Source organism: Brachybacterium epidermidis (genome assembly GCF_015209585.1).
GTDB classification, from domain to species: domain Bacteria; phylum Actinomycetota; class Actinomycetes; order Actinomycetales; family Dermabacteraceae; genus Brachybacterium; species Brachybacterium epidermidis.
In genome coordinates this window covers 23644-37642 of the sequence record NZ_JADEYR010000017.1, presented here as the reverse complement: position 1 = coordinate 37642, position 13999 = coordinate 23644, and the positions used below count along the sequence as shown (strand labels likewise).

At 68.4% G+C, this 13999-nt stretch carries 15 protein-coding genes; 10 read left to right on the top strand and 5 right to left on the bottom strand.

Annotated features, from left to right (window positions below; genetic code table 11):
• Positions 1–24 precede the first annotated feature (24 nt).
• Genes IOE58_RS12525 through IOE58_RS12515 form a run of 4 tightly spaced genes read left to right on the top strand, consistent with a single transcriptional unit; the run spans position 25 to position 2583 of the window.
• Positions 25–378 carry a PadR family transcriptional regulator gene (locus IOE58_RS12525; protein ID WP_193866707.1) on the top strand — a complete coding sequence of 118 codons (354 nt, stop codon included), beginning with the start codon at positions 25–27 and terminating at the stop codon, positions 376–378.
• Between the two features lie 2 nt (positions 379–380).
• A complete protein-coding gene (locus IOE58_RS14425) occupies positions 381–632 on the top strand; it encodes a permease prefix domain 1-containing protein (protein ID WP_228020048.1) in 252 nt (83 codons plus the stop codon).
• A gap of 12 nt (positions 633–644) precedes the next feature.
• Positions 645–1337 carry a hypothetical protein gene (locus IOE58_RS12520; protein ID WP_228020045.1) on the top strand — a complete coding sequence of 231 codons (693 nt, stop codon included), beginning with the start codon at positions 645–647 and terminating at the stop codon, positions 1335–1337.
• Between the two features lie 58 nt (positions 1338–1395).
• Complete coding sequence (locus tag IOE58_RS12515) at positions 1396–2583, top strand: sensor histidine kinase (protein ID WP_193866706.1); 1188 nt, start codon at positions 1396–1398, stop codon at positions 2581–2583.
• A 30-nt stretch (positions 2584–2613) separates the two neighbouring features.
• Here IOE58_RS12515 and IOE58_RS12510 read toward each other — a convergent pair whose 3' ends face one another.
• Positions 2614–3702 carry a Fic family protein gene (locus IOE58_RS12510; RefSeq protein ID WP_233190888.1) on the bottom strand — a complete coding sequence of 363 codons (1089 nt, stop codon included), beginning with the start codon at positions 3700–3702 and terminating at the stop codon, positions 2614–2616.
• A 177-nt stretch (positions 3703–3879) separates the two neighbouring features.
• Entirely contained in the window at positions 3880–4281 is a 402-nt protein-coding gene (locus IOE58_RS12505) for a signal peptidase I (RefSeq protein WP_348981981.1), read from the bottom strand.
• A gap of 91 nt (positions 4282–4372) precedes the next feature.
• Between IOE58_RS12505 and IOE58_RS12500 the strand changes: the two genes are divergently transcribed.
• The 4 genes from IOE58_RS12500 to IOE58_RS12485 all read left to right on the top strand — a co-directional run bounded on the left by IOE58_RS12500 (position 4373) and on the right by IOE58_RS12485 (position 8787).
• Positions 4373–5479: an SGNH hydrolase domain-containing protein gene (locus IOE58_RS12500; RefSeq protein WP_193866705.1), complete on the top strand. Its 1107-nt coding sequence runs from the start codon at positions 4373–4375 to the stop codon at positions 5477–5479.
• A 121-nt stretch (positions 5480–5600) separates the two neighbouring features.
• Complete coding sequence (locus tag IOE58_RS12495) at positions 5601–6011, top strand: SAM-dependent methyltransferase (RefSeq protein WP_193866704.1); 411 nt, start codon at positions 5601–5603, stop codon at positions 6009–6011.
• Positions 6008–7321: a KGGVGR-motif variant AAA ATPase gene (locus IOE58_RS12490; protein ID WP_193866703.1), complete on the top strand. Its 1314-nt coding sequence runs from the start codon at positions 6008–6010 to the stop codon at positions 7319–7321. Before IOE58_RS12495 ends, IOE58_RS12490 begins: the two co-directional genes overlap by 4 nt.
• A complete protein-coding gene (locus IOE58_RS12485; RefSeq protein WP_228020042.1) occupies positions 7318–8787 on the top strand; it encodes a hypothetical protein in 1470 nt (489 codons plus the stop codon). Before IOE58_RS12490 ends, IOE58_RS12485 begins: the two co-directional genes overlap by 4 nt.
• Before the next feature lie 130 nt (positions 8788–8917).
• On the opposite strand, the gene IOE58_RS12480 is transcribed toward IOE58_RS12485, so the two are convergent.
• Entirely contained in the window at positions 8918–9886 is a 969-nt protein-coding gene (locus IOE58_RS12480) for an outer membrane protein assembly factor BamB family protein (protein ID WP_193866702.1), read from the bottom strand.
• Positions 9887–10165: 279 nt separating this feature from the next.
• On the opposite strand from IOE58_RS12480, the gene IOE58_RS12475 reads away from it, so the two are divergent.
• Positions 10166–10627, top strand: coding sequence for a helix-turn-helix domain-containing protein (locus IOE58_RS12475; protein ID WP_193866701.1), 462 nt, complete (start codon positions 10166–10168; stop codon positions 10625–10627).
• Positions 10624–11049: a ribonuclease HepT family protein gene (locus IOE58_RS12470; protein WP_193866700.1), complete on the top strand. Its 426-nt coding sequence runs from the start codon at positions 10624–10626 to the stop codon at positions 11047–11049. Before IOE58_RS12475 ends, IOE58_RS12470 begins: the two co-directional genes overlap by 4 nt.
• 96 nt (positions 11050–11145) lie before the next feature.
• Here the strand turns inward: IOE58_RS12470 and IOE58_RS12465 are convergent, their stop codons facing one another.
• Positions 11146–12609 (bottom strand): APC family permease, encoded by a 1464-nt coding sequence (locus IOE58_RS12465; protein ID WP_193866699.1) that lies wholly within the window; start codon positions 12607–12609, stop codon positions 11146–11148.
• A gap of 87 nt (positions 12610–12696) precedes the next feature.
• Positions 12697–13989, bottom strand: a complete 1293-nt coding sequence (locus IOE58_RS12460; protein WP_193866698.1) for a Fic family protein — start codon at positions 13987–13989, stop codon at positions 12697–12699.
• Positions 13990–13999: the final 10 nt, after the last annotated feature.

The following is a 13999-nucleotide window of genomic DNA, read 5'->3' as shown; positions in this document are numbered from 1 at the left end:
GTGCCACACAGTATCGTGTGCTCCATGAACGATGTGTTCGATACCCACCTGCAGGAGCTGCGGCGCGGCACCGTGGTGCTGGCCTGCCTGCAGCTGCTGCGCTCCCCCGGCTACGGCTACGGGCTGCTGCAGGACCTCGAACGCCTCGGCTTCGCCACCGACGCGAACACGCTGTACCCCCTGCTGCGCCGCCTGGAGAAGCAGGGCCACCTCACCAGCGAGTGGAACACCGAGGAGGCCCGGCCGCGGAAGTTCTACCGCACCTCCGCCACCGGCATCTCCCTGGCCGATGCGCTCACCTCGGAGTGGACGGCGCTGACCGCAGCCATCGCATCCCTCACCCCCGGCTCCCCCACCCTCGCGACCGAGGAGGACTGATCATGCCCACACTGACCGAGCGCTACATCGCCGCCACCACAGCTTCGCTGCCGGCCGAGTCCCAGCAGGACGTGCGGGCTGAGCTGGGCGTGTCCATCGCCGACGCCGTCGAGGCCCGCATCGAGCAGGGCGAGGATCCGGCCGCCGCCGAGCGGGCGGTGCTCACCGAGCTGGGCGATCCGGTGGTGCTCGCGGCCGGCTATGCGGATCGCCCCCTGCACCTGATCGGCCCGCGCTACTACCTCACCTGGTAGCGACTGCTGAAGGTGCTGCTGATCATCGTGCCGCTGTGCGCACTGGGCGGTGTCGCCGTCGCGCAGGCCCTGATCGGCTCCCCGGTGGAGACGATCATCGCCGAGTCGCTGGCCATCGCGCTCAGCGCCGCCGTGCACGTGTTCTTCTGGGTGACGCTGGTGTTCGTGATCCTGGAGCGCAGCGGCACCCCGACCGGCGCCGGCTGGGACGTGGACCAGCTGCCGCAGGCCCAGGATCCCGATGCCCGCCTCTCGGACGTGGTGGCCTCCCTGGCGCTGCTCGCGGTGACGGCCGCCGCGGTCCTGTGGGACGGCACTCGCGGCGTGGTGCACGTGCGCGGCGAGACGCTCTCGTTCCTGCATCCGCAGCTGTGGCCGTGGTGGATGGCGGCGCTGTTCGTCCTGTTCGCACTGGAAGCCGTGATCGCGGTGGCGGTGTGGATCCGGCGGGGCTGGACGGCGCCCCTGGCGGCCGTGAACACCCTGGCCGCGCTGCTGGTGGTGAGCTGGACGCTGACCCTGCTGGGCCGGGGACTGCTGGTGAACCCCGCGTTCACCGAGGCCGTGCTCCTGGACAACGGTGTGGGTGCGGACGTGATGCGCATCCTCGGTGTGCTGCTGGGCGTGGGCGTGACGGCCATCGCGGGGTGGGATGCGGCCAGTGGATGGGTGAAGGCGCGGCGCTCCACCGGCCCGGCCCGCTGAGAACGACCCGGCCGCGCCGGTGCCGTGCTGGCGGTGCTGTCTCAAACCGCCCCGGGAGATGCCCTGCGGTCCGGACCTGGGCGCGCTGACGGTGATGGACGGACGGAACCAGCAGCTCCTCGAAGCCCTCACGGAGAAGGAAGCACTGCTCGAGTCGGCAGCGGCCTCCGAGCGCCTGCTGGAGAACGTGATCGACTCCGTGGACGTGGGGATCGTGGTGGTGGATCGTGATGGCCACGATGTGCTGATGAATCGCGCCCAGCGACGGATCCATCACCTCGCCTCCCCGCCGGGCAACGACGATCCGAACGAGTCCCAGCTGATCGTTCGGTATCCGTGGTCGGCTCTGCCGATGCCTCACGAGCAGCGTCCGGTACGTCGCGCCGTGATGCAGGAGACGTTCACCAACTCGCTCGTGGCGATGGGACCGCTGCAGCGCGAGGCGAGCGTGTTCTCCGCCTCAGCCCGGCAGATCATCGATCACCGAGGGGAGCGCTCGGGCGCTGTGGTGGTCTTCTCCGATGTCACCTCGTACATCGAAACGGTGCGCTCTCAGGAGCAGTTCGTGGCCGCTGTCTCCCATGAGCTCCGCACCCCGCTGACCTCCGTGATCGGCTACCTCGAGCTCGCTCAGGATGACGGGGACCTCTCGAGGGAGACGGCCTCGTACCTCCAGGTCGCGCAGCGCAACGCGGATCAGCTGCTGCTGATCGTGCAGGACCTGCTCGCGGATCAGGTGGCCCGCTCGGGCACGGAGCGGCTCACGCTGCGTCCGGCGCGCCTGTCCGAGATAGCGCAGCAGGCCGCGGAGTCGGTGGCGCTGCGGGCCGAGGAGCGGGGCATCACCCTGGAGCGCAAGATCGTCGAGACCCCGGAGCTCCCGCTGGATGCGCAGCGCCTGCAGCAGGCGGTGGGGAACCTGCTGTCCAATGCCCTGAAGTACACGCCGCGCGGCGGGACCGTCTGCGTGCACACCGCGGTGGAGGATCACCATCTCGAGCTCGCGGTCACCGACACCGGGATCGGAATATCCGATCAGGAGCAGACGAACCTGTTCACCGACTACTACCGCACCGAGACGGCCCGCAACAGCGACATCCCCGGCCACGGCATCGGGCTGTCGCTGACCCGGCGGATCGTGGTCGCCCACGGCGGTCAGATCAGCGTGAGCTCCCGCCCGGGCGAGGGTTCGACTTTCACCATCCGGTTCGGTCTGGACGAGGTCGAGTGGGCGGATCGGGCGTGAACAGGCGGCGGGCGGCCTGGATCTCACACCTCAGCTCGCCCCGTCGATCACCCGCAGCACATCGTCCGCCTGGAAGGCCTCCGAGCGGCGGTATCTACCTGTTCCCGGAGTGAGGATCCCACGGGTGACCAGGGTGTCCACGGCGCGATGCGCGGCCACTGCAGAGACTCCCAGCTGCTCAGCGATGAACTTCGCGGTGACGACCGGCTGCTCCCTGAGGACCGGGAGGATCCGGCGGGCCGAGGAATCGGCGCGCAGGCCCGCGGCCTTCTCCGCGAGCAGCGTGTCGAGGGCACGGATCTCGTCCTGGACGCCCTGCATCCGCTCGCATGCCTCGGCGGCGATCTCGACGAAGAATCGCACCCACGCGTTCAGTGCCTCCGCCGCCTCTGACGGGTCGTCCGTACGTGAAGTGCTGAGATGCTGCACGTACTCCCGCTCTCGTGCACGGATCGCGGTGGAGACGGGAAGGAGGCCCGAGCGCACGACGCCACCACGTTCGAGGACCGCGTGGATCAGTGCTCGTCCGGCGCGTCCGTTTCCGTCCTCGAACGGGTGGATGGACTCGAACTGCAGGTGGCCGATGGCGGCGAGCAGAAGGGGATGCTCTCCGGAGCTGCTGAGGTACTGCAGGAAATCCTCCACCAGGGCGGGGACCTCACCCGGCGGAGGGGCCACATACTCTGCGCGGAGCTTGTCCCGGCCGCCGATCCACACGTCCACCCGGCGCAGACCTTCCGAGGCGCCCACCACTCCCAGCGCACGATGGACTTGCTCGACATCACCGATGGTCCATTCATCGCGCCCCGCGAGCTCCTCGATCGCGTCGCGCGTCGCCTGGACGTTGCGGGCCACGCTCATGGCCTCGTGATTGCGCAGGTGATCCTGCTGATCGCCGAGCTGGGCGTAGGAGACGTCCCGACCGGAGGCATTGACGCGTTCGATCCGCGAGGAGGCGATGGACTCGGAGCGCAGGAGCAGGGGGTAGATGCCCCGTCGCGTCGCCTCATCGACCTGCGCGGAGGTCGCAGTGATGAGGCTGGCGATCTCGAGTGCTTCCTCCCGCAGCTCCCGCCCGAGCAGAGCTCCCACGTCCTGCTCGGCGAGACGTGCAGGCACGTAGTAGGAGTAGGCGCCGCCCCGTCGTTCCGCCGCCGTCGCACCTCGGAAGTCGGGCTGCTGACGGCCTGGCAGCCATGAGCCATGGATACCCATGAGCACCCCTTCAGTAAACCTTAGATGCATAAGGTTAACTGAACCTTGTCCGGGGTTCACGCTCGCAGCATGGCTGCCGGCTCAGTCCCCCTCGGAGCGGGGCGCCGGCGCCTCCTCGGCCGTGCGCTTCTTCTGCCGTCGTTCCCGCAACCCGGAGCCGACGGTCCAGGCCGCGTAGGCGAACAGCGCACCGGCGAGGGTGGGCACCGCCCAGCTGCGGGTGCTGCCGTCGATGGCCTGGTTCGCCCAGCCCAGGTAAGGGATCGCGTACCAGACCTTCCCCCGGATCTGCGCGGGCTGGACCCGTTCGGGATCGGGGGTGTTGTTGGCGTCGCCCTGGGTGGTGAAGCGAATCTCCCCGGTGCCGCTGTCCGTGCTGCGGGCGATCACACGGTGTGTCGCCACCGCAGGCTTGCCGGATTCGATCTGGAAGGTGATCACGTCCCCCACCCCGATCTCCTCGGGGGCAGCGGGCTTGATCACCACGAGCGTGCCGGGCGGGCTCCATGCGGGGCGCGTGCTCGGCCTCGCGCCGATGCAGTTCCTGGGCACGATCTCGTACTAGCTGTATCTGGTGCACTGGCCGTTGCAGGTGATCCCCCAGGCCGCGTCCCTGTCGGAGGAGCCTCTGCCGCTGTGGATCCGGTTGCTGCTGGGCGCGGCCGCGGTGCCGCTGGCCTGGCTGCTGCATCGCCTGGTGGAGCGGCCGGTGCTGCGCTGGCCCTCCCTGCGGCGGGGACCGTCCTGGCGGACCGGTGCCCTGGCGGCCGCGGCGTCGCTCGCGCTGATCGCCACCTCCACCGGCATCTCGCAGGTCCTTCCCCAGCAGACCTCCTCGGACCGCACCGCCGCACAGGAGCAGCCCTCCCTCGCTCCGGCGGGCACGGACTTCGTTCCGGCGAACCTCTCCCCCACCCTCGAGACCGTCTCCGGGGACAACCCCTCCATCTACGCCGCAGGCTGCCACCAGGAGGGCGAGGCGGCCGACGCGAGCGGCTGCCGGGCCGGCGAGAACCCCGGCGCCCCGCTGGTGTTCCTGGTGGGCGATTCCCACGCCGCGAGCTGGTATCCGGCGCTCGAGCGCCTCGCCGAGGAGGGCCAGATCCGGCTGGACAGCAGCACCAAGAGCTCGTGCCTGCCGCTGGAGACCCCGCAGCAGTTCGAGGACCGCCCCTTCGACTCCTGCGACCGCTGGTGCGGGGACGTGCTCGAGCGGATCGACGAGGTGGATCCGGACCTGGTGGTCCTCGCCGCCTTCCACGATCCCGACCGCCTGATGCCCGGCGGGCAGGACAGCCCCGAGACCCGGTGGCATGAAGGGCTCGCCCGCACGCTCGCCCGGATCGACGGCCCGCCCGTGGCGGTCATGCGGGACGTGCCCACGCAGGCCCAGGCACCCACCCACTGCCTCGCGCAGAATCCCGAGAGCGCCGGCCGGTGCGCCACACCGCGGGCCGACGCCTTCGAGGAGCCCCTGGTGCAGGCGGAGGCCGACGCGATCGCCGAATCCGACGTGGATGCACACCACGTGGACCTCACCGACTACTTCTGCAATGACAGCACCTGCCCGGTGCTGCTCGGGAACACCGTGATCTACCGCGATCAGCACCACCTCACCCAGACCTTCAGCCGCGAGATGGCGGAGCCGCTGTGGGAGGAGATCGAGCCGCTGGTGGCTTGAGGAAAGCCAGGCGGCGCCCAGCTGAGCGGCATGCTCCATCTGCGGGCCCCGTTCCCGTCGCGCCTATACGCTATGCACGGACCATCGCCGGCTGACGCGCACAACAAGGAGAGACGCATCTATGGCCACCGATTTCGCGGGCGCTCACGATCGCCACCTGAGCGATGCGGAACACCTGGAGAACTCAGCGCGGCTCTCGAACGCTGATCACCTCTACGGGTTCGCCGCTGAGTGTGGGCTCAAAGCACTCATGACGAAGTTTGGCATGCCGGTCGACCCTGCGGGCGACCCCCTGAGGCCGAACCGCGTCCATATCGACAGTCTTTGGACGAGATATTCCGTGTACGCCTCGGGTCCTTCGGCCTCGGCCTACCAACTCGATGCGACGAACCACTTCGACGACTGGCGCGCCGCAGATCGTTATGCGGAAGATGGCCATGTCACTGCTACGAGCCTGGAACGGCACCGCAACGGTGCGGCGCAAGTCGATGCTCTCGTCCGCCAAGCCCGAGTAGAAGGATTGCTGCCATGAGTCGCGAGCCAGTCCATTTCGACCAGATCCTCGGCATCGCACGCGATGTCCTTCACCCCCATCTGGATGTTGTCCCTGCGGGCACCCTGCTCAATCGCGATCTCGGTTCTCGGGTGCGGCTTGTCGTTCCCACGCACGCCATCGATGAGGGTGCTGCATCAGCCGATATCGAGCACATCGCCGAAACGCTGTCGATCGCTCTCGCCCCGCATTCGTACCCTGCGGACAGCATGCTGCTGTGGGAGAACGATCTGGAGCTGGCCCGCTACGGGACCCATTTCTTCTCGCTCTTCGACGACACGGACACGATCCAGGTCGCGGACCGTCTCATGCATGGATCGAGCTGGTCGCAGATCGCAGAGGTCTCCGAAGGTGCTCCGCGAGTCGTCTTCTTCTCCGTGAAGGGCGGGGTCGGGCGGTCGACGGCTCTATCCGCTCTCGCGTGGGACCTCTCGTCCCGGGGTCAGCGCGTGATGACCATCGATCTCGATCTGGAGTCCCCCGGGATCTCGGCCTTCCTGCTCCCCGAGGACAGCCAGCCCAGCGCAGGAATCGTCGACTGGCTCGTCGAGGATCTCGTCGACAACGGCGACTCCCTGCTACCTGAGCTGTACGCCCTCTCCCCCGCGACACCGGGCGGTGAGATCGTGGTGGTTCCGGCCCACGGTGCCGCACCCGGCGAGTACATCGCGAAGCTAGGCCGCGCATGGATGTCCAAAGGGGCCGGCGCTGAGCAGGAGACGTGGGAGCAGCGGCTCGGACGGCTGCTCGAGCAGCTCGAGGACGTCCATCGCCCCGACGTCATCCTGATCGATTCCCGCTCGGGCCTCGATGATGTGGCATCGAACGCCATCGCTTCACTCGGTGCCCGGTTGCCGCTGTTGTTCGCAACGGACGATCAGCAGTCATGGCGTGGTTACGCGAGCCTCTTCGAGCACTGGCAACGCAACGGGGTCGTCCACGACATCCGTGGTCGACTGCAGATCGTCGCGGCGCTGGTCCCTGAGGAGGACGCCTTCGCCCACGCGGGGCGGGTGCGCGACGCCGCGCTCAACCTTTTCGAATCCGCGCTTTATGATGAGGTGGGCGCGCAGGAGACCACTGGAGAGACATTCTCTTTCATCGAGAACGACGAAGCCGCACCCCACTTCCCGTGGGCGGTCCGTTGGAACCGCGGTATGCGTTCTCTGCGCTCGCTCTCCGATGGGATCGGACGGTTGGATCCGTCCGCGCTCGACCATGTTTTCGGACCGCTGCTCTCCGGTATCTCCACGATGCTCGAGGCTGACGACGAATCGAGTAGTTCATGACATCATCGCCGGTAGCCTCTTCTCAGCAGATTCGGCTCGCAGTTCTCGAGGCTCTCTCCGAGGTGCATCCGGATCAGCCGGCGACTGAGGCGACCCTGTACACGCCGCAGTCCCATCACCGTGCGTTGCGCCTGGACGCCTCACTCGTGGTCGGTGGTCGAGGAACTGGCAAGACGTTCTGGACCTCTGCGCTCCGGGACGAGAGTCTTCGGAGCCGGCTCGGAACTGCCCACCAGGAACTCGACGTAACTGACGTCCGAGTGGGGCATGCGGAGCAATCGGATATCGACGCCTATCCGGACCCGGGCACTCTCGCGCACCTGCTCGACGAAGGGTTCTCGCCGTACGAGGTATGGCGTGCCGTCGTCCATGGACTGGTCGCGCCTGGGTCGAACCGGCTGGAGTACTCGCGCGAGGACCCATGGCCGCTGAAGGTCGCGCGCGTACGGTCCGCTCCCGAGGACCTCGCGCGCGATATCGAGTCTGCACAGAAAGCGCAGGCGGCAGCAGGGCGCCATGTGCTGCTCGTCTTCGACGCATTGGATCGCACCAGCTCGACCTGGGACCGCGCCGACGAGATCGCACGGGACCTTCTGCGCACCGCACTGTGGTTCCGGCCGTTCCGGAATCTTCACATCAAGGTGTTCCTCCGTGAGGACCAGTATCAGCGCGCGATTCATGACTTCGCGGATGCATCGAAGTTGAAGGCCACGGAGGCAAAGCTCGCATGGCGCCGCGAAGATCTCCACGGTCTTCTCTGGCAGCGGCTGATAAATACTCCCAGAGATAGCGGCAGCTTGCTGCGCGAGCTCGGAATGCGCGCCGTCGACCGCGAGGTCTTCTACGACGCGGGGTCGGTGTGGCAGCTCAATGACTCCGTGCGCTCCTCCGATGCGCAGCTGAGGAAGCTCTTCGCCGCGCTGGCTGGCTCGAAGATGGGCACCGACCATCGCCGCGGCAATCCGTACACGTGGGTCATCAGCCACCTCGCCGATGGCAACGGGGACACTTCCCCCCGGTCCCTGCTTACCGCGATGCGTAGCGCCGCCGAGGATTCTGCGCAGCGATACGCTGACAACCCCTTCCCCTACGCCCTGCACTACGAGAGCATCAAACGCGGCATCGGTGACGCCTCGCGGGGACGCGTGAACGAACTGAGCGAGGACTACCCCTGGGTGAATCCCGTTGCACGCTCTCTCAGCGGCTCCACCGTGCCGCTCGACGAATCCGCCGTGATCGACGTGTTCTCCGCCAGGCACCCGAACGGTCCCGTCGACGCAGTCAGAGAAGTCCCTCATAGCTCCCTGCCGCCGGAGCACGTTGATGAGGGGTGGCCGGGCATCATCCAGGATCTCTTGAAGATCGGGGTGCTCACTCGTAGAACCGATGATCGCATCGACATGCCTGATCTCTACCGGATCGGATATGAGGTGAAACGCAAGGGTGGTGTCGCACCACCTCAGTGAGTCACTGCACGGCGATCTCCTTCGAGTGGCGCTCCGTCCGGCGGAAGGGCAGTGGTCATCGCATGTGCACGCCGGCAACGACCACTGCCGGTTGGGCACACGAACCGGAGCATGGCTCCTCGCGAAGCTCCTATGCTGACGCCATGGCGAAGAAGCGAGACCTGGAACAGCACATCGCGGTGTTCGGCGGCTCCGGCAGCGGGAAGGTCCCGAGCACCTCGCCGGTCGCGGGGTCGAGGAGATCCGTCGGCCGCGGCGCGCGGGTCGACGAGTCCGGGCCGTGCACCGCCGCGACCGCCGGGATCTCCCGCGGCTCCCCGGGATCGACGTCGACCTGGCGGACCGTGCGGAGGCCGAGCGGACGGGGATGGGAGGCGCGGGACCAGGCCTCCGTCCCGTCCGGGCCGATGCCGAGCGTGCGGCAGGACTCATGGTCGGCGTCGTCCGCGCAGGTGACGACCACGAGGGCACCATCGGCGGCGGCGACCGGTTCGCGGAGATGGTGGCCCTCGAGATCGATCTCGACGGGAGCGCCGTCCCCGTCTCCCGCCGCCGCCTCGGCGGGATGGCTCCACAGCACCTCGCCGCCCGGGGAGATCCACTGGGTGAGGACCTGGCCCGGTCGGCTCTCGTGCTGCACCAGCACGTGCCCGTCGGTCGCGACATGGAAGCGCCGCGGCGTGCCTGCGCCCGACGGATCGTGCACCCACAGCTCTTCCCCGCTCGCGAGGTCCACCGCGTGGAGGCCCACATCGTCCGAGTACAGCAGCCGTGTCCCGTCGGAGTGGACCCTTCGCACGAACCCCTGGACGTCGAGGGACCACAGTGGGTCGCCGTGCAGCTCCCGGACGGCGAGGCGCCACGGGACGGCGACGGCGAGCGCGAGGGCGAGGACGAGCAGAGCTGTGCCGAGGGCGCGCCAGCGGGTGGTCGGCAGCGCCGTGAGCAGGACGAGCACGCCCACTGCCGCGAGCGCGAGGGCGAGCAGGTACGGGACGAGCCCCCCGCCGGTCCACAGCACCGCGCCGATCGCCGCCGCTCCGCCGAGCCCGACCACCGCCCCGATGCCGATCCGCCGGCGCGCCTGCCGCTCCTCCATGGCCCCTCCCCTGGTGTCCTCACCTCGGGCGGTTCTCCCGCCCTGGTCAGTCAGGCTATCGAGGGCACGGCCCGGGCGAGGCATCCTCGCCACGCCCCGGCCGGCGGAGGAGATGCGTCGTACCGCTCCCCGGGCTGGGCGACACTTTCGGCGGCTCACCCGGTCCGAGAGCTGAGCCTGTCTCTTCGGGGCCGGCAACGACCCCGCCCGTCGTCCAGCGGATCGACCGATGCACACTCGCCAACCCAGCCGCATACCACGCTGGGTATACTTGGCGTCATGACCGTGCCGCTCCAGGATGCCCCCCGGGTGCTCCGCGCCGCCCGCAAGGATGCCGGGATGACGCAGCGTGCGCTGGCCGAGGCGGTCGGAGCCCAGCAGCCGCACATCGCAGGCATCGAATCCGGGCGTCGAGCGGTCTCCGCCGAGATGCTCGCCCGATTGCTCGCCGCGGCGGACTACCGCCCCTCCCTCGCTCTGGCCGCTCATCGGGACGAGCTGCTGGCCCTCGCCGCGCGGCGGGGACTCCATCACGTCAGAGTCTTCGGCTCCGTCGCCCGAGGATCGGACCACCACCAGTCCGATGTCGACCTCCTGGTGTCCCGGGACCCTGACTCCGACCCCCTGGACTATGCGCTCTTCGTCGCCGACGCGTCCGACCTGCTCGGGTTCCCGGTCGACGTGGTGATCGACGGGGTGGAGACGCCCGAGCACCTCCGGGAGACGGCGGTGCCGCTGTGAGCTCGGCAGACGACTCCCCGTCGGCGCGGCACCGGTGGCGGATCCAGGGCCGCGCCGAGTGCGAAGCCCCCGGTGCGCCCTCGCCCGCAGAGGCGCTGCTGGTCGAGCTCGACCGCATCCAGGTCCGCCTCGACGATGTCATCGAGCAGGGGCGCCCGGCCTTCTTCGAGGGCTCGGACAGCTATGACCGGGTGACAGTGGCCGTCATCCGACTCGCCGCGCTGTTCGAGGAGCCGAGCCGCTTCGCACCATTCCTCACCGCAGTGGCGGACGACGAGCGCCGGGGGATCATCACGACCCGGAACATCGCGGCACACAGCGGCTACCGGGCGATGGACGCCGACCTCTTCTGGCAGACCACCACGGAGCACCTGCCGGGTGTCATCGCGCGTCTCCGCACTGAAGTCGAGTCGGCTCCCTGACGGCGCAACTCACCGATTTGCCCGCTGTGCTTCCACTACTGGAAGCACAGCGGGCAAAACCGTGAGGGGCGGGCCTCAGCAAGCCCGCTCACCGGCTCACCCCTCGAGGATCACCTGCTCCAGTTGCTCCTCCGGCATCTCGTCCACCGCCGGCTTGCGCAGCACGAAGAACACAATGCCCAGCACCACCCAGGCGGCCAGGGCGATCAGCGGCTCGGTGGCCAGGGCGCCCGGGGAGCCGGGCACGATCAGCAGCAGCAGGAAGCCCACCGACAGCACCGCCCCCACGATGGCGATCACCTTCGCCAGCTTGGTCTTTCCCGGCGACCAGCCGTCTTCCTCGGCGATCTTGAACGCCACCAGGCAGGTGACGAAGTAGGCCACGGTGACGCCCACGGAGGTCATGTCCACGATCCACAGCAGCGCCGAGCGGCCGAAGAACGGGGACGGAGAGGCGATCAGGATCGCTGCGGTCACCGCCACCACCGGGGTGCCGAAGCGGTGGCTGACCCGCCCCAGCACGGGCGGCAGCATCCGGGCCCGGCCCATCGTCATCAGGATCCGGCTGGCCGAGACGGTGAACCCGTTCAGTCCGGTGATCACGCCCATGAACACGGCGATCACCACCAGTGCGCGGCCCACCGGGCCCAGCATCGCGGTGATCGCATCGGCCGTGGCCCACACGGAACCGTCGACGCTGCCGCCGGCGTGGGAGGCCGCCACCGAGGTCACCAGGATCATCGTGAGGTAGATGGCGCCGGAGGCGAAGATCGCAGCCACGATCAGGCCCATCGCCTTCTTCGGGGAGAAGTCGAACTCACCGGCCGCCTGGGGCACGTTGTCGAAGCCCACGAACGCCCACGGCGCGAACGCCACCATGACCGCGATCGCCGCGAGCGGGGACACCTCCGCGGGGAAGCCCCGATACAGCGGCACGGGGTTCTGGAGGTACAGCACCGCGGTCCACACCAGGATGATGGCCACCGCCGCCATCATGATCACGCAGGCGTAGAACTGGAAGCGTCCCGACAGCGCCGCGCCACGGGCGTTGAGCGCACCGGCGATGATCATCGCGGCCAGGGCCACCGCCACCTCCGGGGCGTGGATGTCCCAGCCGGCGATCGTGTACAGGTAGCCGCGCTCCATGACCGAGGGGAACAGCTGGCGGAACACCAGGGTCATCGCCGAGGCGTTCAGCGCGATGATGCACGCGTACGCCAGAGCCAGGAACCAGCCCACCACGAAGGAGGCGTACCTGCCGAAGGCGTGCAGCGTGAAGGAGAGCTCCCCACCGGTGACCGGCAGCGCCCGGATCACCAGACCGTAGGAGACGGCGATGATCGCCATCAGCACCGTGCCGATCGCGAAGCCGATCAGCGCACCGGCGGTGCCGCCGTCGGCCAGCCACTCCACCGGCAGGATGAACGCACCCCAGCCCACGGCAGAGCCCAGCGCGATCGCGAACACCCACGCGGGCTTCATCGTCCTGTCGAGCTTGCGGGTCTCGGCGTGCGCGGTGGCGTCGACCGGGGCGGGCGCGGGGCTGTCCGATGCGGACATGAAGAGGCTCCAGTAATCCGGGGGCGTGACTGGGGGCACACACTACCGGTGCTCGGCCTGGCCGGAGACCGACACCTCCGCCGCTGTTCACAGGGGAGGGCGCTGCGGTGGAGCAGGAACCCCCGGGTGCGGAGGCGACTTCCGGGTGTCGAACTTCGTGCTCGCCAATCGTCTTTCAGCCCACGTGATCAGATCCAGGACCTCGCCCGACACATACGCGTGACGACCGGAACCGATCGACCGTCGAGTAAGGATCTCAGCCTCATGCAGCTCATCGAGCGCACGAAGTGCAGCAACCCTGGACACCCCGTGGATCCTCTGCGCCGTATCGACGGTGAGGACGGGTGTACCCACCATGTCCGCCAGGATCAACGCTGTGGCGGAATCACTGCGAAGTGCTCGTTGACTCCCCCGCCGCTGGCGCGACGACGTCAAGCGCTGCTCCCACTCCTCCCGGATCTCCGACAGCTCTCCGGACAGCGTGACGGCCTGTTCGCTCGCCAGAAGGGTCACCTCCGCGAAGAAGCTGATCCATCGCTCACGACCACTGCTCCCGCTCCCCCGGCCCTCCACGTCACGGAACTGCTGAAGATGATCGACGTACCTGTCACGCAGCGTCGACAGCACAAGGCTCACGGGGAGCACCGAGTCAGGGGTGAGACCTCGCCGGGTGAGAACCGAGTGGATCAGAGCTCGACCAACCCGTCCGTTCCCGTCGGTGAAGGGGTGGATCGTCTCGAACTGGGCGTGGACGAGTGCGGCCTGCACGATAGGTGCGTGCGAGGCACCGTTCATGTAGTCCACGAGGTCCTGCATCGCCGGTTCCACACGGACCGCAGGAGGCGGGACGAAATCCGCGTCGAGTGGATGCCAGTCGGATCCACCGATCCAGTTCTGGACGTCCCTGATCCCGTGATGGTGGGGTTCATCGCGCAGCAGGCTCCGGTGCAGGTCGATGATGCTCTCCACGGTCACCAGCGGCGCGCCGACCAGGCGTGTGGTCGCCTCACGAACCAGTGTCATGTTGTTGGCGACCATCTGTGCCGGTGCGCTGACACCCTGAACGGTCTCGCTCTGGCCGAGTTCGGCGAGCGCCACCTGCCGCGCCGACGGCGCGATCCCCTCGATCCGCGATGAAGCGATCGCCTCGGAGCGCAGCAGGAACCTGGAGATCGCCGGGAGGTCATCGCTAAGGCCGGTCAACGACCTGACCTTCGACTCCGCCGTGGCGAGCAGATGTTCGGCCTCCCGACCCAGCACGAGAGGAGCCTGGACGAGAGTGTCGGGAACATACGCGAGGAACGGCCCGGAGCGCCGGTCGCGCCGTGGCAACCCCGACATCGCGGACGACTGCCATTCCTGTTCTTCCCACGCGTTCATGTAGTCCTCA